The organism is Cobetia sp. L2A1 (assembly GCF_009796845.1).
Lineage (GTDB): Bacteria > Pseudomonadota > Gammaproteobacteria > Pseudomonadales > Halomonadaceae > Cobetia.
The window spans coordinates 2818402-2842285 of the sequence record NZ_CP047025.1 but is presented as its reverse complement, the minus strand read 5'-3'; the positions used below and the strand labels follow the sequence as shown (position 1 = coordinate 2842285).

Annotated in this window: 21 protein-coding genes; 16 read left to right on the top strand and 5 right to left on the bottom strand. The window is 58.4% G+C overall.

Going from position 1 to position 23884, the window contains the following annotated elements; genetic code table 11:
- The first annotated feature begins 219 nt into the window (after positions 1 to 219).
- On the top strand, positions 220 to 1404 hold the full coding sequence (locus tag GQR90_RS12090) for a glycosyltransferase (RefSeq protein WP_233266277.1): 1185 nt from the start codon (positions 220 to 222) through the stop codon (positions 1402 to 1404).
- Positions 1405 to 1436: 32 nt separating this feature from the next.
- Here the strand turns inward: GQR90_RS12090 and GQR90_RS12085 are convergent, their stop codons facing one another.
- From GQR90_RS12085 to GQR90_RS12075, 3 genes are all read right to left on the bottom strand, one after another.
- Positions 1437 to 2156: a helix-turn-helix domain-containing protein gene (locus tag GQR90_RS12085; RefSeq protein ID WP_233266275.1), complete on the bottom strand. Its 720-nt coding sequence runs from the start codon at positions 2154 to 2156 to the stop codon at positions 1437 to 1439.
- 70 nt (positions 2157 to 2226) lie between these two features.
- Complete coding sequence (locus GQR90_RS12080) at positions 2227 to 4485, bottom strand: sensor histidine kinase (protein WP_158774337.1); 2259 nt, start codon at positions 4483 to 4485, stop codon at positions 2227 to 2229.
- On the bottom strand, positions 4482 to 5939 hold the full coding sequence (locus GQR90_RS12075) for a sigma-54-dependent transcriptional regulator (protein ID WP_158774336.1): 1458 nt from the start codon (positions 5937 to 5939) through the stop codon (positions 4482 to 4484). The genes GQR90_RS12080 and GQR90_RS12075 overlap by 4 nt, the downstream gene beginning before the upstream one ends.
- 577 nt (positions 5940 to 6516) lie before the next feature.
- Between GQR90_RS12075 and GQR90_RS12070 the strand changes: the two genes are divergently transcribed.
- The 10 genes from GQR90_RS12070 (at position 6517) to GQR90_RS12025 (ending at position 15498) form a co-directional block, all read left to right on the top strand.
- The gene (locus GQR90_RS12070) at positions 6517 to 7434 is read left to right on the top strand and encodes a substrate-binding domain-containing protein (protein ID WP_158774335.1); all 918 of its coding nucleotides are present in this window, start codon (positions 6517 to 6519) and stop codon (positions 7432 to 7434) included.
- Positions 7435 to 7460: 26 nt separating this feature from the next.
- Positions 7461 to 8135: an ABC transporter permease gene (locus GQR90_RS12065; RefSeq protein ID WP_199269422.1), complete on the top strand. Its 675-nt coding sequence runs from the start codon at positions 7461 to 7463 to the stop codon at positions 8133 to 8135.
- Between the two features lie 157 nt (positions 8136 to 8292).
- Entirely contained in the window at positions 8293 to 9066 is a 774-nt protein-coding gene (locus GQR90_RS12060) for an ABC transporter ATP-binding protein (protein ID WP_158774333.1), read from the top strand.
- A 99-nt stretch (positions 9067 to 9165) separates the two neighbouring features.
- On the top strand, positions 9166 to 9879 hold the full coding sequence (mobA, locus tag GQR90_RS12055) for a molybdenum cofactor guanylyltransferase MobA (protein ID WP_158774332.1): 714 nt from the start codon (positions 9166 to 9168) through the stop codon (positions 9877 to 9879).
- A gap of 405 nt (positions 9880 to 10284) precedes the next feature.
- Positions 10285 to 10884, top strand: coding sequence for a molybdopterin-guanine dinucleotide biosynthesis protein B (gene mobB / locus GQR90_RS12050; RefSeq protein WP_158775487.1), 600 nt, complete (start codon positions 10285 to 10287; stop codon positions 10882 to 10884).
- On the top strand, positions 10881 to 12371 hold the full coding sequence (locus GQR90_RS12045; protein ID WP_158774331.1) for a molybdopterin molybdotransferase MoeA: 1491 nt from the start codon (positions 10881 to 10883) through the stop codon (positions 12369 to 12371). The genes mobB and GQR90_RS12045 overlap by 4 nt, the downstream gene beginning before the upstream one ends.
- 186 nt (positions 12372 to 12557) lie before the next feature.
- Positions 12558 to 13418, top strand: a complete 861-nt coding sequence (gene moaC / locus GQR90_RS12040) for a cyclic pyranopterin monophosphate synthase MoaC (protein ID WP_158774330.1) — start codon at positions 12558 to 12560, stop codon at positions 13416 to 13418.
- Positions 13419 to 13423: 5 nt separating this feature from the next.
- Positions 13424 to 13993, top strand: a complete 570-nt coding sequence (gene moaE / locus GQR90_RS12035; RefSeq protein ID WP_158774329.1) for a molybdopterin synthase catalytic subunit MoaE — start codon at positions 13424 to 13426, stop codon at positions 13991 to 13993.
- Positions 13993 to 14979 carry a GTP 3',8-cyclase MoaA gene (gene moaA, locus GQR90_RS12030; RefSeq protein WP_199269421.1) on the top strand — a complete coding sequence of 329 codons (987 nt, stop codon included), beginning with the start codon at positions 13993 to 13995 and terminating at the stop codon, positions 14977 to 14979. Before moaE ends, moaA begins: the two co-directional genes overlap by 1 nt.
- A gap of 231 nt (positions 14980 to 15210) precedes the next feature.
- The gene (locus GQR90_RS12025) at positions 15211 to 15498 is read left to right on the top strand and encodes an H-NS family histone-like protein (RefSeq protein WP_158774327.1); all 288 of its coding nucleotides are present in this window, start codon (positions 15211 to 15213) and stop codon (positions 15496 to 15498) included.
- 129 nt (positions 15499 to 15627) lie between these two features.
- Here the strand turns inward: GQR90_RS12025 and GQR90_RS12020 are convergent, their stop codons facing one another.
- Entirely contained in the window at positions 15628 to 17208 is a 1581-nt protein-coding gene (locus GQR90_RS12020; protein WP_158774326.1) for a ribonuclease J, read from the bottom strand.
- A gap of 375 nt (positions 17209 to 17583) precedes the next feature.
- Between GQR90_RS12020 and purU the strand changes: the two genes are divergently transcribed.
- The 5 genes from purU to GQR90_RS11995 all read left to right on the top strand — a co-directional run bounded on the left by purU (position 17584) and on the right by GQR90_RS11995 (position 22701).
- The gene (purU, locus tag GQR90_RS12015) at positions 17584 to 18438 is read left to right on the top strand and encodes a formyltetrahydrofolate deformylase (protein ID WP_158774325.1); all 855 of its coding nucleotides are present in this window, start codon (positions 17584 to 17586) and stop codon (positions 18436 to 18438) included.
- 375 nt (positions 18439 to 18813) lie between these two features.
- A complete protein-coding gene (locus GQR90_RS12010) occupies positions 18814 to 19125 on the top strand; it encodes a hypothetical protein (RefSeq protein WP_158774324.1) in 312 nt (103 codons plus the stop codon).
- Positions 19126 to 19128: 3 nt separating this feature from the next.
- Positions 19129 to 20220 (top strand): hypothetical protein, encoded by a 1092-nt coding sequence (locus GQR90_RS12005; RefSeq protein WP_158774323.1) that lies wholly within the window; start codon positions 19129 to 19131, stop codon positions 20218 to 20220.
- Between the two features lie 10 nt (positions 20221 to 20230).
- Positions 20231 to 21586, top strand: coding sequence for a glycosyltransferase family 2 protein (locus GQR90_RS12000; RefSeq protein WP_158774322.1), 1356 nt, complete (start codon positions 20231 to 20233; stop codon positions 21584 to 21586).
- Positions 21586 to 22701, top strand: coding sequence for an HlyD family secretion protein (locus GQR90_RS11995; RefSeq protein WP_158774321.1), 1116 nt, complete (start codon positions 21586 to 21588; stop codon positions 22699 to 22701). Before GQR90_RS12000 ends, GQR90_RS11995 begins: the two co-directional genes overlap by 1 nt.
- A gap of 1 nt (position 22702) precedes the next feature.
- Here GQR90_RS11995 and dinB read toward each other — a convergent pair whose 3' ends face one another.
- Positions 22703 to 23764: a DNA polymerase IV gene (dinB, locus tag GQR90_RS11990; protein WP_158775486.1), complete on the bottom strand. Its 1062-nt coding sequence runs from the start codon at positions 23762 to 23764 to the stop codon at positions 22703 to 22705.
- Positions 23765 to 23884: the final 120 nt, after the last annotated feature.

Below are 23884 nucleotides of genomic sequence, written 5' to 3'. Positions count from 1 at the left end.
AGAATTTTACTTTATATAGTGACTGATATGGACGCGGTGTTGTGTAGAGTCACAACCGTATTTTTATCAAGGATAACGTGGGATCGTTGAGTGAAGCCAACATTGATATGACGGATCCTCAGTCGAAAAATGATATGGACTTGCTTCCTCCGTGGAGGTCGCATGCTTGCGAAATCCTCCGTAGGATAAGGCTCAAACGTGCAACGTGAGGACTCGATCTTGCGCACACTGGTAGTGGTGAGAAGCCTGAAAATGGGTGGAATGGAGCGGGTCGCCGTTAATCTGGCCGACAGTCTGGCGGCAGCTGGTCATGAGACGCATATGGTGACCTGGCGCCAGCGTGATCAGGTATTGGCACCTGATCACGGGGCAGTTCAGTTGCATATGGTGCCTATAAAACAACGAGTCCGTCGCTCAGTGAGTGGGGCGGTGATGGCGTTTGTTTCTCGTCTGTTACTGAATCCGCTGATTCGCCGCTCTCATTTCGTATGGGTCGGCAAAGCGGGTGGCGAAGAGTTTTCTCGCTGGCTGGAGGATTTCGAGCGGGAGCACGGCGCGGTCGATCGAATCATCTTCCGCGGTCTGGGTACCTTCGAGCTGGTCTGGGGCTTTCAAGATTCGCGCGCGCGTTATGTGCTCGAGAATCGTATCGATTTCAAAGGACCGCACTGGAAGCAGCGTTTGTTTGCTCGTTGCCTGCTACAAGGCAAGCATCTAGTCGCTGTGTCAGACGATGTGGCTCAGGGTGCGCGGGAAATAGCGTCACGACTGAATGTGAGGCCAGCGCACGTCGAGACCATTGTCAATGCGTGCCCGATTGCCCAGATACGCCAACAGGCGATGTTGGACGAGCCGGATATCCCTGATGAACCGTTCATTCTCAATGTGGCACGGCTGGTGTGTCAGAAGGATCATGCGCTCCTCTTGCGGGCCTATGCCTTGGCGAATCCGCAGGAACGTCTGGTCATCGTCGGTGCTGGCCCCAAGCTTGAAGAATTGCAATCGCTGGCCGAACAGCTCGGGATCTCCGAGCGCGTCATCTTCGCAGGCCAGCGCGCCAATCCCTATGCATGGATGCGAGCCGCCAGGCTCTTCGTACTGAGCTCACGTGTGGAAGGGATGGGGATCGTGCTGATGGAGGCTCTCGCCTGTGGCACGCCGGTGGTCTCGGTGGACTGTCGTGGCGGCGTTCGCGAAATACTCAAAGGCGAGCTGGAGCAGGCGATCGCCCCCCATTCTGCAGAGGGTCTTGCGACGCGCATGAACGAGCTGCTGGCGTCTGGGGGATATTCGGTTCGTGATGAATGGCTGGAAGATTTCTGCCCTCAGACCATGGTCAGGCGCTTTTTGGCAGACCCTGCTCGTCCTGTCGACCCCGTGGAGCACGAAGCCTCACCTTGCTAGCGCCATTCCTTGTAACCAGCTGTGTAAAGCCATCAGCGTACCGGGCTCATGCTGACCCAACGACAGAGATCGGAGGCGGTATCATCATTGCCTACAGGCGAGGATTCGCCGGTGGCTGATCTGTCTACTGTCGCTTTCACGTCTGGCCTCACCACCTTCGACGCGCTCACTTCCGGCGCGTCTATCACATGATGCAGTCGATAACGTTCGCCAGCGAACAGGCGTACGGCGTCATCAGGCCGCAGCCGTGTATCGAGTGGCTCACTCCCCGTCCCAGGTATCTCGATGCGCAGACAGCCCTGCGTGACGACCAGCAAGGCGTCGTGGCTCGCTTGAAGGCTAACGCTGGTGCCTGGCGTCAGACTGCCAAGGCTGAGATTGGGAAAGAGTGTCTCGTGATCGCCACTGGTAGGCCAGGGCGCCAGGTGTTGGAGCGTCATGCCGGTAGCACATTCCTGTGCTTGCTCATGCTCAGCTCCGCGCAGAATGCGGGCTGGAGGCTCAGGGATCTCATCGCCGAAGAAGTCGCTAAGCGATATCGGGAATACGTCGAGAATCTTGTTGAGTGAGCTGACGGATGGGCTGACCGCATCCTGCTCGACCTGAGAAATGGTGGAGTTGGTCACGTGAGCGCGCTTGGCAAGCTCACGCTGTGAGAGTCCATGTCGGGTGCGCAGCGAGCGAAGGCGTTCGCCCAGAGTGCGCTCTGTCGTGTGACTCATCGGCAGGGGCGGTGAGCTATCGTGCTGCATGGCGTAAAGCCTTGATCAAAGATAATTGAAAGATGCGTGGTCCGACAGAAAACAGGGTGAGCGTCTATCGTCAGTGAGTGCGGCTACTGCCACCGGCACTCAGTGTCTCAAGCAGATGGCGGCCTTGATTATCCTCGTGGTGACGCCGGGCGATGCAGGGTAGCCATAGGCAGAACGTAGCGCCGCCACCCGGTGTGTCTTCGAGCCACAAACGGCCGCCCAGCTGAGTGATGAGGCCTGACGAGACTGACAGGCCGATGCCGGAGCCATTGGCCCGCGTGGTGAAAAAGGGGGTAAAGATACGCGTTTTCAAGTGCTCCGGCACACCGTTTCCGTGATCCATGATGCGAATCTCGACGCCCGCCACGGTCGTGCCAGAGGGCATCTCGTTCCGCTGCTCCGTCGTCAGGTTTGGCACTGGGGCAGATATCATATCTGTTGCCAGGTCTGGCATCAGTACGTCATCGCGGTCAGCGCTGGTGATACAGAGCGTATCGGGCACAGGTGCCATTTCGATGGCATTGATCAGCAGGTTGACCAACACCTGCGTGAGTTGGGCGCGGTCAGCCTCGATGCGGCGTGTGGCCGTCAGCTCATGCACCAATTGATGGCCCTGATGGTCCAGCGCATGGCGTACCAGCACCTCGATACTGTGAATCGCCTCATCGGGGTGGATCTGACTAAGCACGGGAGTGCCCAGTGCCCCCGGTGAGTCAGAATCACCAGCAATCGGGTGTGGGTCACGCGCGTACTGGCGCAGGTTGTCGACCAGCGCGCGGATACGCTCCACCTGATGGATGATGGTCGAGATTTCTTCTCGCACTGGCTCGGCCTGTTCCCCCAGGATGACCTCGATCAGTTCAACGTGGCCGAGAATGACAGCGGCTGGATTGTTGATCTCGTGGCCGATGCCTGCCGTCAGTTCACCGAGAGCGGCAAGTTTCTCGCGCGTCAATAGACGCGCTCTCGCCTCACGCAATAGATGGACGTGCTCTTCCAGTGCCTGACTTCGTTCGCGTAACGTATCGGTTTGCGTGCTGAGGTCCCGAGTGCGGTCTTCAACTTGGGCTTCCAGCGTGCTGGCCGCTGCCTGAATCTCACGCCGATGCGCTTCCAGGCGTTCCAGCATGGCATCAAACTCTTCGGCCAGTTCATCAAGCTCATCACCGCGACGCTGTGCCGGCCCCAGTGAGGTGAGTGTGCCAATCCGAAGGTCATCGCGTGATGGGGTGTCGCGCACGGCGTGTACCACGCGACGAATCTGACGAATCGGCTGCATCAGATGCTCGATACCACTCCAGACTAGCAAGACGCCGAGTAGACTGACCGCCAGCAGAATGAGGCTGATATGCAGCAATGTCTCGCGATAGAGCGTGGCGTAAGGCGCTTGGGGGTAGCCTGCGTAAATCATGCCGATTCGCTGGCCATCAAGTGCATCCAGAGGTGCATAGGCGGCGACGAACCAATCCCGTACCACGAAGGCGCGATTCACATAGCGCTGGCCAGTATCGAACACCTGCTGAGTGACTTCGGATGAGGCACGCGTCCCCAGTGCTCGCTCGCCAGTGCTGTCGGTGACATTGGTTGCGATACGCACATCACCGAGAAACAGCGTGATAGTCCCGATGCCATCCTCTGGCAGTGTGCCGGGACCATAGAGCAGGTCACGTATTTCATCGACCAGGCGTGGGTCGCGATTGAGCAGACGGCCAGCATCGAGCACCCCAAGCAGTTCGCCTTGCGCATTCGTGACAGGCACCAGGGCACGTAGCAACATGCCGCGATTTTCTTCACGGCGTGCGCTGGGTTGGGCATGTGGCGTCTGCCGCAGTGCCAATCGCGCGCGCTCGGCAAGTGTCGGGTCCAATGAGGCCAGTGAATCGGCGCTCAAGACGTCGAGGCCACCCAGGCTTTCGCCGTGCGCCAGTTGAGGAACCAACGCGGCCACTCCTGGTGTCTGGAGTAGCTGATCGGCAGGCAGCCAGCGTAACCAGTCGGCGTTCAATGTCTCACGCATGGCATGCAGTCGCGGTACCAGTCCTGGCAGCAGTCGTGAAGCCTCATCCGGGGTGGTTGATGTCTGGCGGATGTTTCGCCGCATGGCCTCCAGCCCGTCACGGAGCCGCTGGTGCTGCCCCTGCAGAACACGACTGGCGACATCCAGGTCACCGCGTACATTCATATACAGCTGGCGGTCGGTATAGGCCGTGGTCCAGTAGGCAGTCAGGCCGACCAACGCCAGTAGCAGTATCACCAGCGGGGCGAGGGTCAGCAGTAGCAGACGCCGCCTCAGCGAGCTGGCGAAGTAATGGCGCAGTCCGTGGATCATGCGTTGTCGTCGTCAGCGGTCACGTCAGCATTATCGTCATTGCGCCATGTCGTCAGCTTGCGATCCAGCGTCTTGCGCGAGATACCCAGCTGACGCGCTGCGGCTGACTTGTTATTGGCGTGACGCTCCAGCACGGCACACAGGTGCGCTTGCTCCACGGCATCGAGTGACCACTCCAGCGGATAACCACTGCTTGACGATGTGCTGGCGGTGTTCTCCCCAGTGTCCGCCGCGGTGGAGAGATTGACGGGTAGCGTATCTCCCGGTAGACGGCCGAGCAGTAGCGAGCGCTCGATGACATTCTTCAGCTCACGGACATTGCCAGGCCAAGCATAACGACACAGACGAGTGAGGTCTGCGTGGTCCCAGGGCACTGGCGACAGACCCAGTTCACGGGATAGCTGTTGAGAGAAGTGCTGGGCTAGCGCGGGGATATCTTCTGGTCGCTCACGCAGTGCCGGCAATGTCAGGCTCAGCACGTTGAGGCGATAGTAGAGGTCTTCGCGGAAACGGCCTGCAGCGACTTCTATTTCGAGTGTACGATGCGTTGCAGCCACAATGCGCACATCTACGGCCTGTTCCTGCTCACCGCCGACCGGGCGCACGCGGCGGGTTTCCAGCACGCGTAGCAGCTTGGCCTGCATCGCCAGTGGCATCTCGCCAATTTCATCGAGAAACAGTGTGCCACCATCAGCAAAGCTGAACAGCCCATCACGGCTGCGATGCGCACCGGTAAAGGCTCCTTTCAAATGGCCGAATAATTCACTTTCGAGCAGCTCCGGGCTGATGGCGCCGCAGTTGATAGGCACAAAGGCCCCTCGACGTCCGGAGAGGCGATGCAAGTCACGTGCGGCCAACTCCTTGCCGGTTCCGGATTCGCCGAGGATCAATACGGGAGAGGGTGCGGGGGCCACGCGAGCGATGATCTGGCCCAGCTCGCGCATGGCCGTGCTTTCCCCCTTGAGACTGGCTTCTTCTGATTGGTGACGAGCATTGTCGCGACGCAGCAGGAAGTTCTCGCGTGCCAGTTGCCGGCGCTCCAGGCAGCGATCCACTGCGGCATGGAGCTGTTCAAGCCGGAAAGGCTTGATGATGAAGTCACTGGCACCGGCACGGAGAGCGCGAACGGCAGTATCAAGGTCGGCATAGGCGGTCATGAAGATGACATCGCTGACTGCATCAGCCGCCAGGGCTTCATCCCACTCCAGCCCATCGCGTCCCGGGAGACGGATATCGAGCAGGATGAGATCAAAATGCAGGCGCGAGCGCAGGGCTTCTGCCTGCTCGACGCTGTCGGCGCACTCGATCAATGCAAAGCGTGAGGACAGCGCTTTTTCCAGATAGCGGCGCATGCCTGGTTCATCATCGACGACCAGTACCGAGGCAGTGGGCAGTCGTCGATCGTCGCTGGACCGGCGAGAATCTCGCGGGGGAGAGGTGGCGTAGGCGGTCATGACGTTCCTCTGGCCTGCATGGCGAGCGGGCGGGTATTGATATCGGGCATGCGAGTCGTGTTTATGCCGAACAAGGCGTGCCGAGCACGCTGCCTCGAGAAGCGAGTTATCACGCATGCGAGCATTGCGGTGCTGAGTATTGTGGTGCTGAGCTCAGAGCTTATCCAACCATTGTCTCGTCAATGACAGTAGACGGCTAGCGGCTAACCGTATCGACATGGCGTAGCGTGATGACGCAATCCCTTGCCAATGTGTGTCGAAGTGACGCTATTTCTTGGGCGGCCAGCGTTATGGTGTGTATTTTTCTGGACGAAATAGCAGAGATACCGTCAGCTTGTCGGCTGGAGGGACACACACAATTCGCGGCAATACCGTTATTATTCGCGTTTTGTCAGGACATCGTTCGCGGTGAGGCCTAGACAAGGATTCCCGAAGGCTGGTTGGGCACACGCCTTGCACTGATATGGCGCGAGCCTGGCGGGGCCAGCATGACGTCATGATACGCCATTCAATGCCGTGCCACGTCAGACTCCACAGGATCTACCTGACAACATCGATACGCCAAGGGAGCTTTACCATGTCGCACCGCCATTCAATTACCGCCCATCGTCTATTGGGTGCCATCGCCGCGCTATCACTTGGTGCACTGAGCATTCTTCCGGCTAATGCCGCAGACAACATCATTCGCCTGGCGACAACGACCAGCACCTACAACTCTGGCCTGCTGGATCACCTGCTGCCGCCGTATGAGAAGGCGCATGACGTCACTATCCAGGTCATTGCCGTCGGTACCGGCAAGGCGCTGCGCATGGGACAGGATGGCGATGTTGATCTGGTCATGACGCATGCACAGGGGGCTGAGCGTAAATTCGTTGATGCAGGCTATGGTGTTGAGCCACATGGCGTGATGTACAACGACTTCGTGTTGCTTGGGCCGAAGACTGATCCCGTTGCCGTCAAGGGCATGAAGGACGTGGATGCGGCACTGGGCAAGATTGCGGCTGACAATGCCGGCTTTGTCTCGCGCGGTGATGATTCCGGAACTCACAAGAAAGAACAGGCACTGTGGCAGAGCGCTGGAGTTGTGCCTGAGTTCTCCGGCTACAAGTCGGTCGGCCAAGGCATGGGCAAGGTGCTGAGCATGGCCAGCGAGCTTCAGGATTATACGCTGAGTGATCGTGGTACCTGGCTTGCCATGGAAGACAAGCTCGACCTCTCAGTGCTGGTGGAAGGCGATGCACGGCTCTTCAACCCGTACCAGGTCATTCTGGTCAACCCGGCCAATCATGAAGGCCTGAACACCGAGGGTGCCCGCGAACTGGCAGAGTGGTTGATCTCGAAAGATGGCCAACAAGCGATCAATGACTACCGTCTCAAGGGCAAGGCACTATTTCATGCCAGCCACGGCGAAACAGGTTTTGATGCTCAACAGACCGCTGACAGCACCCCCCAAGGTGCGGTGACCAGTGACGAACAGGCCGAGCCGCGCTCGTGAGTCTATGGGAAACGACGCAGGAGGCCATGGGCCTCCTGCTGAGCATGGATGCCGCGCTATGGGAGATCATCGGTGTGTCATTTCGGGTGTCACTGCTGGCAATGCTGGCGGCGGTGCCACCGGCGCTATTGATCGCCTTTGTCTTGGTGCGGTGTGCCTTTCCCGGCCGTTGGTTGCTTATCTCGCTTGTGAATACGTTGATGGCAGTGCCTACCGTAGTCGTGGGGCTGCTGCTCTTCATCCTGCTATCGCGCGCCGGGCCGCTCGGGGATTGGCGGCTACTGTTTTCGCAACCGGCGATGATTCTCGGTCAGATCCTGCTGGCTTTGCCGATTCTCGTGGTGATGCTACATGCCGCGCTGGCCAGTGTGGATCGCCGTGCATGGGAGACAGCCTTGCAGCTGGGCGCCTCACGTCCGGCGGCGCTGTGGCGGCTGGTCATGGAGGCGCGTTTCGGAGTGATGGCGGCGCTGGTGGCAGCGTTTGGCAGAATCATCGCTGAAGTGGGCTGCGCCATGATGGTGGGCGGTAACATTGCCGGCTTCACGCGCAACATCACCACGGCCATTGCGCTGGAAACGCTCAAGGGCGAATACGCCCAGGGGGTTGCGCTGGGCATGGTGCTACTGGTGCTGGCGTTGGCGCTGAACCTGCTGCTGGGGTTGCTGCGTGGTCGTGGTCAGCTGGCAGTGCAGGCGTGATCGTACGTCGCGATGACCTCGCGACTTGCGGATTCATGCTTGAGGGGTGATGTAATACAATCGCCGGATATCATCGGGCCTGAGATCGAATTGGCCCTGTAGCGTCTGACCCTGTAGACCTGAGTCGCGCACGTCTGAATTGTCGTATGGAGTCATGATGTCCCCCCCAACTTCTTCGTCCTCGTCTGCCACGACGGACGAGCCCTCTTCTTCGACAGCCACGGCTGCTGTGACGCCGTGTGCACGTCAAGCATTGCTATGCCTGCGCGACCTTCAATATCGTTTACCACTAGCTGCGTGCGGCACTGCTGGCGCTGCTTCAGATCAGGGTCGCTTGTTGTGGCGAGTGTCATCGCTTGATTGGCGACCTGCGCATGGCAGCGGCTGGGTGCATCTGAAAGGTGACAACGGGAGCGGAAAGACCACCTTGCTGAGAGTGCTGGCAGGAATGCAGTCACCGAGTGGTGGTGAGCTACAGTGGGCAGATAGCACCGCCAAGCAGGTACGATATCTACACCAGCAACCCTATCTGTTTGATACCAGTGTCTCGGGCAATCTTGTGCTGGCAGCCCGCTGGCAGCCACAACGTCGTTCTCCGGGGCAGCAGCGCGACCAGGTCGAGGAGATGCTGGCCTGGAGCGGCTTGAGTGATCAGGCCCGTCAGCCCGCACGCTCGTTGTCAGGCGGCGAGCGTGCACGACTCGCATTGGCGCGCGCCTGGCTGTCACGCCCTCCGGTATTGTTGCTCGATGAGCCGGCTGCCAATCTGGATCAGGCGGCCGTCGAGCAGCTGGCAACGCGTCTGGTGCAGATGTGTCGCGAGGGGTGTGCAGTGATTCTGTCATCGCATCAGGACAACGCCTTGAGTGAAGGCTGCAGCGCGCGCTGGACGCTGGCTGAGGGCAGGCTGCACACTGAGTGTCTGACCTGATGTACCAGCGTGCAGCATTCGCTTGATACGCCTGCTGGGTCAGCTTGACGAATTTATCTTTATTCACGCGCTTGCCGCGCTCGATCGGGACACGCCTGCATGTCGACATCGAATGAACTCCCCTCCGTGACAACACTGCCGACCAGCGGTGAGCAACTGGCCGCCTCACTGACGCCTGCCAACATCACGGGTGTCGTATTGGCGGGAGGGCAGGCACGTCGCATGGGCGGCGTTGACAAGGGGCTCGTACTGCTGGATGGCGTACCGCTGATCGCTCACGTGTTGGCGCGCTTGACGCCCCAGGTGGGCGAGGTGTTGATCAATGCCAACCGCTCACACGAGGAATATGCAGCTTACGGGCACACGCTGGTAGCGGATCGTGAGCAGGGGTACCACGGCCCCTTGATGGGCATGGCGAGTGCGCTGGCCGCCGCGCGCACTGAATGGGTAATCGTCGTTGCCTGTGATGTTCCGCATCTGCCCATCGAGCTGATTGATACCTTGAGCGTCGCGCTGATAGATCACGCCAATGGCGATAAGCTCGCAGGTTTCAGCGTGCAGGGCGATACCTCGCCCGAGGCACTGGCATTCTTGGCGGTCGCTGCCGATGACGAGCGCTACCACCCGGTGATTTGCCTGATGCATCGTGGCTTGCTCCCGTCGTTAGAGGCGGCACTGGCTGCCGGGGAGCGCAAGATTGATCGCTGGTTCGATCAACACGCCTGGCTCTCGGTGCAGGCAGGGGATGCTCATGCCTTTGCCAATCTGAATACTCTTGAGGAATGCCGTGAGATGGAATCCGGCTCGCGTTAGCAAGAGCTTGCTCCTCAGTGTTGATAGTGAGCAATGCGTATCATCAAGAAGCAGCTGGCGGCGATAGGCGAGTCAAAATGATGCACCGCCTTTGGGCCGCCACTGTGTTTGTCGGAGTCTGTCAGTCTATTGTCTTTCTCTGGTGAGGTTTCACGGCCTTTGATTTGCAGCGTTCCCCCTGCTTGTCGTGTCTCACCATCGCCCCCATCTGATGAATATTGTTCACAGCACATGTTCACAGCACACGGATCCACGTGCTGTCATGACGGTATGCACGCAGGAATTACCAAGAGAGTTTTCATGTCCGAGTTCCCCGCGAATGCTTCACGGCCTGCTACCTCGTCGCGCGAATCGTCGTCGACCTCTTCCGAGGGTGGGTCAGGCAGTGGTGAGGAAGACAAGAGCATGTCGTCGGCATGGGCGGCGCGTCTAGCGTCTGCTGCCTGTCCGTTGCTGGGAATTGCCGCCTGGAGCGGTACGGGCAAGACCACGCTACTTGAACAGTTATTGCCCAAGCTGCGTGAGCGCGGACTCAGAGTGGCTGTGATCAAGCATGCGCATCATGCCTTTGATGTCGATATTCCCGGCAAGGACAGCCACCGTCTGCGCGTGGCAGGGGCTGTGCCCATGCTGGTCGCTTCAGCGAAACGTTTCGCGCTGATGATGGAAACACCTGACCAGCAGGAGGCAGACCTCGAGCAGCTAGTGGCACAACTGGATAGTCTGGAGGTGGATCTGATTCTGGTCGAAGGCTTCAAGCAGTGGCCGTTACCGAAGCTAGAACTTTATCGTAGCGCCGTCGGCAAGCCATTGCGTGTACTGGAAGATCACTGGATTCATGCGTTGGCCACACCGTCAGCCACGATTGACGTGCAAGACACGCTGCCGGTGGGCCTGAAACAGCTGGATCTCGACGATATCGAGTCACTGGCTGCCTGGGTGTCGGCATGGCCGGTACATTGGCGTCTTGAGGGCGGCCAGCCGCGTCGGGAGGTCGCGTCATGAGCCTCTCGTGCTTTGATCCGATGTTTGGCGAACGAATGCTGAGTGTCGATGAGGCATTGACTGTGTTGGGTGAGAGCCTTGACGCCATGCCACGCACTCGCCCGACCGAGCGAATCACGCTCGACAAGGCGACCGGACGAATTCTGGCCGAGACGATTGTGTCGCCCCTTGATGTCCCCGCGCAGACCAATGCGGCGATGGATGGAATTGCACTGGCGCATGCATCTCTTGCACGTATCACATCGCAGGATTCGGCGAGTGATGTATGTGAGCTGCGTGTGATCGGTAGCTCGTTGGCGGGTCATCCGTGGCAAGGGCGCGCACTTGAAGCAGGTGAAGCGCTGCGTATCACGACCGGTGCAGCACTGCCGGCGGGCGCGGATAGCGTCGTGATGCAAGAGCAGTTGCAGTATTTTGCTGCTGCGCTTGTTGATGCTCCCACTGACGTATTGCCGGCGGCTGGCGCGGGCGATGCTGAGCGAGTCGTGATTGAGGGCGCGTCCAGCGTCCGCCAAGGCCAGAATGTACGCCAGGCAGGGGAAGATATCGCCTGCGGTAGTGATGTCATGTCATGCGGGCAGTGGCTGACTCCGGCCGCTATCGGCGTGCTGGCTTCCCTTGGGCTGGCTGAGGTCACGGTCTATCGCCCTGTTACCGTGGCGGTATTTTCCACTGGCGACGAGGTGACGGCACCCGGAGATCCCTTGCCGATGGGCGGTATCTTTGATGCCAACCGCTATAGTCTTTCTGCGCTTTTGGCTGAACAGGGTATCGACGTGCTGGACCTTGGTATCCTGAGTGATGACCGCGATGCGTTGATAGTGGCATTGCAGGAGGCCGCCTCGCGCGCTGACATGGTCATCACTTCCGGCGGTGTGTCGGTTGGTGAGGCAGATCACGTACGTGCTGCGCTGGAAGCCTGTGGTCAGTTGGCGCTATGGCGTATTGCCATGCGTCCTGGACGGCCACTCGCGTTTGGCACGCTGTCGGCGAGAGATGACAGCCAGCAGAGAGATGGCCAGGTGCCGTTCTTCGGTCTGCCCGGTAACCCAGTGGCGACCATGGTGACCTTCCTGCAGTTCGTGCTGCCTGCCTTGCGCCAGATGTCAGGCCAGCACCCGCTGATCGCGATGCCGTCGACTGGACTCACGGGCACGCCCATGACTGTCGAAAGATCAACGGACGATACGTCGCCTGATGAACAAAGCGCTAGCCCGTCACTGGCCTGCTGGCAGTCCCCCCGCCTGCAGCTGATTGCCGGAGAAGCGATGCGCTCGCGTCCAGAGCGGGTCGATTATCATCGTGGCCGCCTCGTGCTTGGCGCTGATGGTCGTCAGGTAGTGATGACCACCGGGAAACAAGGATCAGGCATTTTGACGTCCATGCTGGCCGCAGAGTGCCTGATCGAAATTCCCGCTGGTTGCGCGAGCATCGAGGCCGGAAAGCCAGTCATGGTGCAGTGGTTGGGGCGATACGGTGTTGCCTGACCCGCATGCAGTGATTGGCAACACTGGCCGCGTGAATACCTGCAATGGTAGTCTGTAGAAACGATAGTCTGCTAATATTTTTAGGAGAGGGGTAATCATCCCCTCTCTAGCCTGCCCTGCGGACCTCCATGCTTTCTGGAGGCCCTTGCCATGACAGGCAGACCTGAAACGGATATGAGACAGCCCATGAGCCTTACCCATCTCAATGCACGCGGCGAAGCCCACATGGTGGATGTTGCGGACAAGCAGGAAACCCGTCGCGAAGCACGTGCGAGTGCTCGCGTCAGCATGCTGCCTGCTACGCTCGCACTGCTGGCGGAAGGTGGGTTGCCCAAGGGCGACGTGCTGGCAACGGCGCGTATTGCCGGTATTCAGGCAGCCAAGCGCACGCATGAGCTAATCCCGTTATGCCATGCCCTGATGTTGTCAAAGGTCACGGTCGACTTCACGCTTGATGAAGTGAATAGCTGTGTGAATGTGCAGGTTTTCTGCCGCCTAAATGGGCGCACCGGTGTAGAGATGGAAGCACTGACGGCCGCTTCGGTGGCTTCACTGACGCTTTATGACATGTGCAAGGCAGTGGACAAGGGCATCGTGATTGGTGATATCCAGCTCGAGACCAAGACAGGCGGCAAGAGTGGTGACTGGCAACGTGATAGCGCACCTGCGACCTCTGCATCTGCTGTGCCTGATGAGCCCGTCCCGGCGGCTGCCAGTACTCAATCCATCACTGCAGCGCCGGTCGGTTCGGCACCCACCATGGCAGCGACTGCTGGCAATGCTGCTGAGGGCGAGACGATACACGTACTCTTCCTTGCCGAGCTGCGCGAGCGTTTGGACCTCGAGTCTCTGGTGCTCAATCCCGACACATTGACGGATGCGACTGTGGGCGGTCTCAAGCGAACGCTATCACTGCGTGATCCTCAGCTGGAGGCGCTGAACGATACACGTGTGCTATGTGCCGTCAATCAGGACATGGTGCGGGATGATCACCCGTTACGCGCTGGGGATGAAGTCGCCTTCTTTCCGCCCGTGACAGGGGGATAGATACGATGCCTTCTTCAATCGACAAGTCGTCATTTTCGATCAGCATTCAATCTGATGATTTTGATATAGGCGCGGAGCAGTCATTTCTGACCCGTACACAGGGGCGGGTTGGCGCCGTTGTTGCCTTTACGGGCCTGGTGCGCGACTTCAATCAGCGTCCTGATGTGGTGGCGCTGACGCTTGAGCATTATCCGGGCATGACCGAACGCAGTCTCGAGCAGCTGCTTGATGAAGCGAGGGAGCGTTTTTCTCTTGATGGTGCACGTATCATCCATCGCATTGGACGGCTCGAACCCGGCGACAATATCGTGCTGGTGGTTGTCGCGAGTGCCCATCGACAGGCCGCCTTCGCCGCCTGTGATTTCCTGATGGATAACCTGAAGTCGCGTGCGCCATTCTGGAAAAAAGAGCATACCGCTTCTGGCGATTACTGGGTGCGTGAGCGCATCAGTGACCGTGATGCTCTGATGCGTTGGCAGAGACCAGTATCAGAGGCCGCTTTAAACATGACCGAGCATCCTGACAAGCATGACCATTCACCGCTCGGCGTGTCTCAGAACTCAGGAGAAGCGTGATGGAAACCCTGGTCGATGACTTCGGTCGTCGCATCCGCTATGTGCGTTTATCTGTGACTGATCGTTGCGACTTCCGCTGTGTCTATTGCATGAGTGAGGAGATGACGTTCCTGCCGCGCGATGAGGTGTTGAGTCTCGAGGAGATCGCGCTGCTGGCACGTGCTTTTGTAGAGCTGGGTGTTGAAAAGATCCGTCTGACGGGGGGGGAGCCTCTGGTACGCCGTGATATCGGCACGCTGGTCGAAGAGATTGGCACGCTTGAGGGACTCAAGGACTTCTCCATGACGACCAATGGTTCCGGGTTGGTCAAGCACGCGGCACGTCTCAAGGCGGCAGGTATGAGTCGCCTGAATATCAGTCTTGATTCGCTGGATCCTGAACGCTTCAAGGCGCTGACGCGGACGGGAGAGCTTGCCAAGGTGATTGCCGGTATTCGCGCGGCGCGTGATGAAGGCTTCCGGATCAAGCTCAATGCCGTCGTGCTCAAAGGCCGCAATGATCATGAGGTTGTCGACCTGGTTGAGTTCGCTCGAGAGGAGGGGCTCGATATCAGCTTTATCGAAGAGATGCCGTTGGGGCAGGTATCTGATCATGGGCGTGAAGAGACGTTCTGTTCCAGTGACGACGTCCAGGCCCGGATTGAGGAGCGCTATCCCCTGGTAGCAACGCTTGAGGACAGTCTTGGGCCTGCGCGATATTTTCGCATGGCAGACAGTGAGTCTCGTGTCGGCTTTATCTCGCCGCACAGTCATAACTTCTGCTCGACCTGCAATCGCGTCCGCGTCACGGTAGAAGGGCAGTTGCTGCTGTGCCTGGGTAACGAGCATTCATTGGATCTTCGCGAGATAATGCGTCGTCTCCCCGGTGAGATCGAGCCGATCAAGGCCGCGATTATCGAGGCAATGCATCTTAAACCCGAGCGGCATCACTTCACGACTGACGGTGATGTGCAAATTGTTCGCTTCATGAGCATGACAGGTGGATGAGTTTGCATACACGCTTGTTCTGGCCTTGTCGGCATCTCTCATGACGTACGAGCATTGATAAAAACCTCGCCATTGAGCGGGGTTTTTTTGGTCTATCCTGTGGAAACACAGCCTTGCTTTTATCAAGACTTGTTAGTTCACATTTAGGGCTTATACTTTGCGGTATTAGCCTATTTGATGCGGTATTGCGCATTGATTTTCAGCCTGGCTCATACCGACGGAGGTAGCAAAATGACAGCAGATTCTCTGGAAAAGATTGCTCGTAACAAGAATGTTGCTCGTGCAGCTGCCCGTCAGCTGTCCATGGAGCAACTGCATAAACTTTCTGAAGTCATCAATGAAGTGATCGAGCAGAAAGCAGAAGAAGATGAGCAACGCCGTGAAGAAGAAATTGCCAAAGAGCGCAAGTTGGCCGAGATTCGCGATGCGATGATTGAAGCAGGTCTTTCCGTGGATGATCTTGTAAGTGACCAGCCGAAACGCCGTGGTCGCCCACCGAAAAACAAGACTGCCGGATAAGCCATCGCCGGTTCATGTGTTGGCGGAAAATAAAAAACCCGTTTGGATATCTCCGAGCGGGTTTTTTCATGCAGTACGTTGGATGTCTACAGCCAGTGCTGATGGCGCGACGCCGTCCGTGACCTGAGTTTACGTCTCACTCATGATCATCACGTGCAGGAACAGTACAGGCTCATGACGTAAATGATTGCGTAGCCAGCGATTGATACGGTTATCCAGTTGTTGTTTTAGTTCCCGCTCATTGGTGGCTTCAAGGCCTGCAAGCGTATCGTCCAGCCATTCTGAAAAACTGTCTTCATCCAGGCTGGATGTGCCGCTGATATCCAGCATCAAACGACCGATACGCACCCAGCCGGCTTGTTGAAGCGTGACTGGTAGCGCGAGTGAGACGCTGCCATGACGACCGAGCCGCGCGCGTGCACGTCGGTCCATTGAATCCAGTGGTCGTACCTTGTCGTGCTCAATGATGCGCTCGTGCAGCGTCAGCCGTTTTTCTACTGACAGCCCCTGGGCATCGAGACGCATCAGGTCCCCATTGACGGGGATCAGTGGCGCCTCAATCCCCATCGACTGTGCGACCTGTGTATGTGCCAACTGATGGCGATACTCGCCATGTACCGGTAGTAGGCGCACAGGCTTCAACCAGCTGTAGAAGGTGCGCAGTTCTTCCTGTGCCGGGTGCCCTGAGGCATGCAGGTCCGGGAACTGTTTCTCTTCCATGATACCGACACCGAGGCGCGTCAGCCCATTGTGTAGCTTGCCAATCGCCAGCTCATTACCGGGAATCGCTTTTGAGGAGAAGATGACGGTATCGCCAGCCGCGAGTTCAAAATCGGGATGGCGTGAGTTAGCGAGGCGTGACAGGGCAGCGCGTGGTTCGCCTTGGCTACCGGTCGCGATCACCATCACTTCTTCCGGCGGGAGGTAGCCGAGATCTTTTACGGGTACCAAGGGAGGGAAATCCTCCAGATAGCCCAGCCCGCGTGCGACTCGCACCATGCGCTCCATCGAGCGGCCCAGCAGCGTGACCCGGCGGCCATTGCGCGCCGCGGCACGGCCCAAGGCGAGAATGCGCGCTAGATTGCTCGCAAAGCAGGTCACCACGACACGCCCGCGACATCCCGCCAATGTCTTCTCGAGCGCGCGTGCGACTTCGCCTTCACTGCGGGAATGGCCGGGCAGAGGGGCGTTGGTGGAATCACCGACCACCAGATCGATCGGGGCCAGTGCCTGATAGCGCTCCGGATCAGTCGGCTCGCCGATCAGCGGCTCCGGGTCCAGCTTCCAGTCACCGGTATGCATCACGCGGTATTCCGGCGTGACGATCAGCAGCGAGCAGCTTTCGGGGATGGAATGGGTCAACGGCAGCAGGCGCAGCGCGAAGGGGCCTGATTCGAAGCCCTCATCAACCTCGATGATCTGCAGGCTGGAGGTTTCGAGCTCCCGCTCGGCGAACTTGGCACGCAGAAGGCCTGCTGCGAGAGGTGTAGCGACGATCGGACAGCGCCACTTCGGCCACAGCCATGCGACGGCACCGATATGGTCTTCATGGCCATGCGTGATAACCAGCATTTTCGGACAGATGCCCAGTCCAGCCAATGACTCGATATCAGGGACCTGCAACGGCCCATCAGGAAGGTCCTGGCGGATTATCATGCCGCAATCCACGGCAATCCAGTGATCCTGATAGCCATACAATGTCAGATTCATGCCGATTTCGCCGCAGCCACCTAGCGGAAGTAGATGCAGCGGTGGGCGCTGTCTCTGACGGACTTGAACACGGGGTTTCAACATGGATGTCATGCCATCAATAAAATGTTGCTCAACTATACGGGAATCCCGCGAAGCGCCACAAATGGCGAGGCGTGTTAAGGATGGCTGATAGATGGCTCAAGGCTGACACCGAGGTCTAATTGACAGGTAGCGCAAATCACGTAGAGACGCTGTTCCCGTGCATGGGATCCGCTACAATAGTCCGCCTCCGCCGAGCAGCGCGCTGTCATATCAGTGCTCGTCTTCTCGTGCTGGCCGGTGTTTGTTGCCGGATCATCATCATTCCTCGCTTTCACAATGGTTGAACTTACGATGTCTCACGCCTATCGCCTGGTGGTGTCCTGCCCTGACCGGGTCGGAATTGTTTCCCGAGTCTCTACCTTTATTGCCGAGCAGGGTGGCTGGATCACCGAAGCCAACCAGCATTCTGATCTTGGTGCTGGTCGTTTCTTCATGCGCTATGAAATCAATCCTGAATCTGTCGGTTTGAGTGCCGAAGAACTTAGCAGGCGCTTTGTCACGATTGGCGAAGAGTTCGGCATGCACTGGAGAATGCATGACACCGCTACCAAGAAGCGCGTCGTTTTGATGGTCTCCAAGGATTCCCATTGCCTGGTCGATTTGTTGCATCGTTGGCAGTCCGGGGATCTGGAGTGCGATATTCCATGTGTCATCTCCAATCATGACGACATGCGTTCGCTGGTCGAGTGGCATGGGATTCCGTTCCACCATGTGCCCGTCGACAAGCACGACAAGGCACCGGCCTTCGCCGAAGTCGAACGTCTGGTGGCAGAGGCTCATGCCGACTGTATCGTGCTCGCGCGCTATATGCAGATCATTCCGCCAAGTCTGTGTGAGCGCTATGCGGGTCGCCTGATCAACATTCATCACAGCTTCCTGCCGTCCTTCGTCGGGGCCAAGCCTTACCATCAGGCGTTCGGTCGGGGCGTGAAGCTGATTGGCGCGACCTGTCATTACGTGACGGAAGAGCTGGATGCTGGGCCGATCATTGAACAGGACATACACCGCGTCACACACTGCCATACCGCAGAAGATCTGGTGCGTCTCGGGCGTGATGTCGAGCAGAAGGCCCTTGCAAGGGGTCTGCGCTGGCACCTTGAAGACCGCGTGCTGATTCACGGCAACAAGACCATCGTCTTTGCCTGAGGCTTTTGGCTGCCGTCATCTGAGATGAGACGTCAGCCGCCTCGATCCATCGCCGGTACCTGCCACAGCAGGTGCCGGTTTTTTTCGTCGGGCCGTTATCGATACGTCGTTGTTGTATAAGATTCATCTTGTTTGTATATGACCCTTTTTGACTAGAATAGTCATTATAAGAGATTAGTAATTCAGCATTCTACCTACCAGCAGGTATGGAGTTGCTACCAAAGTCGTTATTGGTGGGCGACAGGCGTGAACTCGGGTGTACAAGGCTGGTCCATGAAAGTCTGAATCAGAAGCCGGCATGCAATCGCCAGACTTTCCATCTTCCTGGGAAGTCTGGCGATTGCATGCCCGTCACACCTCATGGGAAGCCTTGTCATGCGTATAGCTGTTGTCGGTCGCGCTGCGACTCCTCCCCTTGAAACTCATATCGAGCAAGATTCCTTGCTTGAAGCGCTTGGCCAGCCAAGTGATCCGGGCCATGCCCAGGCTGCGACGCCACCCCCGAGCGAGCAATACTCCGCCATTCATCTCTTTTTCGAAGAAGCCAGTTCAACGGGGCTGCGACAGCTCGATAGCCTGCTCTCGGAGATACGCGCCACACCGCATGGGGCGTTGATCCCCATCATCGTCGAAGGTGCGGTCACACCCCATGTGCAGGCATTGGCCAATCAATGGCCGGGTAGCTGAGCGATGAATCTGGAGGCGGTGATCGAACATCGTGAGGCACTTGAGACGAGTGAAGCGCGTGATTATCAGGCGCTTGCGCCCTTCGAGCGGTTGATGCGGTGGTGGAGCCTGTATCCAGAGCATGTACTGGCCGTGTCTCTTGCCGCCGAGCTGAAAACTGGATGCCATTGGCCGTTGTTGTCAGCGTGGGGACTCGACGCTGAGGCTCAACGCACTCTGCTGGAGTTGTTTGAGCACCGTGGCTGGCTTGAGGAGAAGACGTTGGTCACGCGTACTCGCCACTGTCGTCAGTGTCGAAGCGTGCATCTCAATTATGTGGATGTCTGTCCGCGTTGTCGTCACCTGGATCTCAAGCCGCTGGATGGTCTGCACTGCTTCGCCTGCGGCCACGTGGACCGCATGGACCGCTTTACACAGCACGACCAGCTCAGTTGCCCGAAATGCCGGGTTCGTCTGCGTCACATTGGCGTGGATTACGACCGTCCTCTGGAATCACTGGCCTGCGGGAAGTGTGATCTCTGGCTGGTGGAGGGCGAGGTGGAGGCCCAGTGCCTGGATTGTGGTCAGACTCAACAGCCCGGTGAGCTCGTACAGCAGCGCATTGCCTCATTGCAGCTGAACGCCGAAGGACGCATTGCCGTGGCAGCCCCCGACAGGGCAAGTGTTTCGACACCATTGCCCGGGCAGCGTGTGGTGCCGTCTGATTTGCATCACATGCTGGACCTGCTGGTGCCGCTGGCACGTCGTCACTCTCATCGTCATCTATTGATGGTGCTGTCTCATGATCGTGACGATGAGCACGGCCTCCTTGAAGGAATGGCTCAGCGTCTGGGTAGTCTGCTGCGTGATACCGACCTCGTCTGCGAATACACCGCGCAACAGTGGCTGTTCCTGTTGCCGCATACGCCGCGGGAACGTTTCGAGGATGTCGCGCTGCGTATCCAGTCATTGACTGATCTCAAGCATCTCGATGGACAGCTCAACATGTCGCTTGAGATGCACGAGCTACCGAGTGAACACCACCGTGGCAAGGCATCCCAGTGGCTCCCGAACCTGCTGGTGGACACAGCTACACCCATTATGGGATCAGTATGAGGAGAGCCACATGAATGGACTGGATCTCTTCATCTCCCAGGTACTGTGGGAAATACACTCGACAGTTGAGTGGATGCTGCATTCCTTCCGGGGAACCGTTTTCCTGTTGCCGTTGCTTATCCTTTTCGAGCTGCCGCTGGCAGTCATCGTGATTACCGGCATGATCGGTCATCTTCGCAATCGTGGACACGGTGGACCACATGACGCGGATGCCATGCCGCAGCGCTATCCGTCAGTCAGTTGCCTGGTGCTGTGTTACTCGGAGGGGGAGGGCGTCGCCGAAAGTGCCGAGACCTTGTTGCATCAGGATTATCCTGGCCATGTGGAAGTCATCATGGTGATTGATGGCGCGACGGCCAATCAGGCCACTCTGCTGGCAGCGCGCCGCCAGGCCGCGGCATTTCGTCGACTGCCCAACCGCACGTTGCGGGTGGTTCCCAAGTGGCAGCGGGGTGGGCGGGTATCCTCACTCAACACGGGTCTCGGCTTTGCTACCGGTGAGCTGGTGTATGCGCTGGATGGTGATACCGGCTTCGCCCCGGACATGATCATGCGTAGCGTGGTGGTCTTTGAAGACCCTGATGTGTTGGCTGCTGCGGGCAACCTGCGTATCCGCAACCGCACCAGGTCGCTGGTCACTCGTCTTCAGTCACTTGAGTATCTGCTGTCCATTGAATATGGCCGTACCGGCCTTGCCCGCTGGAACCTGATCAACAATATCTCGGGGGCCTTCGGTATCTTCCGGACCGACATCGTGCGCCAAGTCGGCGGCTGGGACACCCACACTGCAGAAGATCTCGATCTTACCCTGCGTCTCAAGCAGTACCAGCGTCGCCATCCGCACATGCGTTTGGCATTCATCCCGGATGCCATCGGTTATACCGATGGCCCAGAGACGGTGCGGAGTCTGGCCAGTCAGCGCATGCGCTGGGAGGGGGACCTTTACTTCGTGTACCTGCGCAAGCATTGGCGGGGCATTCGTCCGCGTCTAATGGGATGGGCAGGCACGCTCTTCACGCTGACCTATGGGCTGGTTCAGAGCGTGGCGCTGCCCTTCGTCATCGGGGGGTATGTGGTGTGGTGGTACGCCACTCAACCGGCGGTGCATGCAGTGGCCATCAGTGTATTGCTGTACTTGATCTATCTCGGGTTATGCAGTTGGTACGCCCTGGTGGGCCTTTTATGCGTCAGCCGAAATCCTCGCGCGACATTGCGCGACATGGCCTGGTTGCCGGTCATGCCTCTGTATCAATTGGCGCTACGCCTGCTCGCACTTGTCGCGATTCTCAATGAAGTGCTGCGCCGCAGCCACGAAGAAACCAGCATGGCCCCATGGTGGGTCCTGCGCCGAGGAAACCGTTTCTGATGGATATTCGTTTCGACCCTGAAAAATCCCGCCATCCTGATCAGCAGAATGGCCTCAAGGTACCTTATGCGAAAGCACACCGGGGAGGTGGACGTTGGCGCTGGTGTGGCCTGATGGCATTGATTCTGGTGCCAGTGATCGCCTTCGGCTGGTATGCGCTACGCGATCGCGTGTTGTTGGTGGCACCCGCGGTATTGACCCACTCTCCGTTGGTGATCACCAGTCCGCGTGATGCTCGGGTCGTGTCAGTTCCGCAACGGGCGGGTGAGAGGATAGCTGCAGGCAAGCCATTGTTCCTGCTGGAGGACTCAGCGCTCATCGCGGACAGGAAAGCCCTCAAGGACATACTCGCGACGCTACCCGCCAAAGGCGCCCAGGAGCAGAGTGAATCGTTGATCGATACCGCCCAGCGCCGTGTGGCAAACGCGCAATCTTCGCTGACGTTCCAGACGGGCCTGGCTAACAAGTTCGATGCGTTCAGACGTCAAGGCGAAGTGCCTCTGACGGATCTGGCGAGCATCCATGTGTCGCAGGCCAGTGCCCGGGATCAGCTGTCGCAGTCTCAGGAAAACCTGTTGATACAGCAGCGCGAAAAACTACGTGCCGAACTTGCTGGGCCCGTCGTCCAGCGTCGTCAGAATCTGACGCGGCAACTGGCGCAGTTGGAGGCCACCATTGCCGAGCTGAATATTCAGGCCCCTCAGCCGGGGCTGTTGGCCAAGACGTATGTGCAGGGCGGTCAGCGAGTCAGTGCCGGTGAGTCATTGGGCGTGCTGGTACCTGCGAATGCGCCGGAGTTACATGCCTATTTCTCCCCCAAGTATGTGGGCAAGGTGGCAGTGGGCCGGATTGCGGAAGCGCATTTTTCCGATGGGCGTAGCGTATTGGCGCGTATCGTCGCACCGCCTGAGTTGACACAGAAGCTGCCATCGCAACTGGCAGGGCCTTTCGATGGTAACCAGGCGATGCTGGAAGTGCGACTGAAGCCGCTTGAGGAGATTGACCTTCAGCATGATGTAGAAGGGTTACCGCTGGAGATTCGGCTACGCTCACCCTCGGCCTTGTGGGGCAGCTGGGGAGATGATGCGGCGGAGGAGACATCCGCTCAGCGATGAATTACGGAAAAAGCCCCAGCTGCTGAGTCTCTTCGATCGCCTTGAGGCGCACGCCTACGCCCAGCAGCCTGACGGGCCGTTGACCACGTCGCCAGGCTTGCTCAAGCAGCGTCGCGAAGCTCTCGACCTCCGGCAGAGAAGTGCGGGAGGTCGGCAATACGCTTTCCAGTGTCGTGCTGGTGAAGTCATTGAAACGCACCTTGACGAACTGCTTGGCCAACACCGGCGTGTCATTGCGGACATGACGGCGGGTCAGGCGCTCCATCAGCTCAGGCAGTCGCGTAAGACATGCGGCAAGATCTGGCAGGTCATGATCGTAGGTGTTCTCTACGCTGATGGATTTTCGCTCTCGCTCAACCCTTACGGGACGGTCGTCAACACCCCGTGACAGCTCGTGCAGGCGGGTACCGAACTTGCCGAAGTGCTCGATCAGCGTGGTCAGTGGCACACTGCGCATGTCTTCGCAGGTCTCTATGTTCAGGCGTGTCAGGCGGGCGAGCGTTGCCGGGCCGACACCGTGCAGCTTGCCGACCGGTAGCTGTCGAATGAAGGCATCGCTGGTCTGCGGGGTGATGACGGTCAGGCCATCGGGTTTCTCCCAGTCGCTTGCGATCTTGGCTAGAAACTTGTTGGCGGCCACGCCAATGGAGAGGGTGATGCCGGTGCGTCTGAGAGCTTCTTCCTTCAACCAGCGCGCCATCCAGGTGGCGCTGCCTTGAAAGGCCGTCACGGCACTGACATCCAGATAGGCCTCATCCAGTGATAGAGGCTCTATCACGGGTGTCAACTCGAGAAACAGGGCTTGAATCTGTTCGGAAATGGCGCGATAGCGCTCAAAATCCGGCGGCACCAGTATCAGTTGTGGGCACAGGCGCAGGGCACGTGCCGTCGACATGGCCGAATGGACACCGAAGGCGCGAGCAGGGTAGTTGCAGGTAGCGATGACGCCACGTTGCTCCGTACGGCCACCGATGGCGATCGGCACGTCGCGCCACTCGGGGTGGCGAAGTATTTCGACGGCGGCATAGAAGCAATCGCAGTCGGCATGGAGAATCTTGCGCATTGGCGCATCATGCTGAAAGACTGGATGCTTGTCCAGTAACTGTCTAGTGGTGACGCCGTGTTCTGAGGTATTGCTGTCTTGTTGCCACATGATTCAATCACCAAGACAACGACAACGCCC

Coding starts and splice junctions, on each gene's coding strand:
- purU (WP_158774325.1), top strand. CDS start 17,584: ATGTCTCACGCCTATCGCCTGGTGGTGTCCTGCCCTGACCGGGTCGGA.
- dinB (WP_158775486.1), bottom strand. CDS start 23,764: ATGCGCAAGATTCTCCATGCCGACTGCGATTGCTTCTATGCCGCCGTC.
- moaC (WP_158774330.1), top strand. CDS start 12,558: ATGAGCCTTACCCATCTCAATGCACGCGGCGAAGCCCACATGGTGGAT.
- GQR90_RS12060 (WP_158774333.1), top strand. CDS start 8,293: ATGTCCCCCCCAACTTCTTCGTCCTCGTCTGCCACGACGGACGAGCCC.
- GQR90_RS12085 (WP_233266275.1), bottom strand. CDS start 2,156: ATGCAGCACGATAGCTCACCGCCCCTGCCGATGAGTCACACGACAGAG.
- GQR90_RS11995 (WP_158774321.1), top strand. CDS start 21,586: ATGGATATTCGTTTCGACCCTGAAAAATCCCGCCATCCTGATCAGCAG.
- GQR90_RS12045 (WP_158774331.1), top strand. CDS start 10,881: ATGAGCCTCTCGTGCTTTGATCCGATGTTTGGCGAACGAATGCTGAGT.
- GQR90_RS12075 (WP_158774336.1), bottom strand. CDS start 5,939: ATGACCGCCTACGCCACCTCTCCCCCGCGAGATTCTCGCCGGTCCAGC.
- GQR90_RS12000 (WP_158774322.1), top strand. CDS start 20,231: ATGAATGGACTGGATCTCTTCATCTCCCAGGTACTGTGGGAAATACAC.
- GQR90_RS12025 (WP_158774327.1), top strand. CDS start 15,211: ATGACAGCAGATTCTCTGGAAAAGATTGCTCGTAACAAGAATGTTGCT.
- GQR90_RS12065 (WP_199269422.1), top strand. CDS start 7,461: ATGGGCCTCCTGCTGAGCATGGATGCCGCGCTATGGGAGATCATCGGT.
- GQR90_RS12005 (WP_158774323.1), top strand. CDS start 19,129: ATGAATCTGGAGGCGGTGATCGAACATCGTGAGGCACTTGAGACGAGT.
- moaA (WP_199269421.1), top strand. CDS start 13,993: ATGGAAACCCTGGTCGATGACTTCGGTCGTCGCATCCGCTATGTGCGT.
- GQR90_RS12010 (WP_158774324.1), top strand. CDS start 18,814: ATGCGTATAGCTGTTGTCGGTCGCGCTGCGACTCCTCCCCTTGAAACT.
- moaE (WP_158774329.1), top strand. CDS start 13,424: ATGCCTTCTTCAATCGACAAGTCGTCATTTTCGATCAGCATTCAATCT.
- GQR90_RS12080 (WP_158774337.1), bottom strand. CDS start 4,485: ATGATCCACGGACTGCGCCATTACTTCGCCAGCTCGCTGAGGCGGCGT.
- mobA (WP_158774332.1), top strand. CDS start 9,166: ATGTCGACATCGAATGAACTCCCCTCCGTGACAACACTGCCGACCAGC.
- GQR90_RS12020 (WP_158774326.1), bottom strand. CDS start 17,208: ATGAATCTGACATTGTATGGCTATCAGGATCACTGGATTGCCGTGGAT.
- mobB (WP_158775487.1), top strand. CDS start 10,285: ATGTCGTCGGCATGGGCGGCGCGTCTAGCGTCTGCTGCCTGTCCGTTG.
- GQR90_RS12070 (WP_158774335.1), top strand. CDS start 6,517: ATGTCGCACCGCCATTCAATTACCGCCCATCGTCTATTGGGTGCCATC.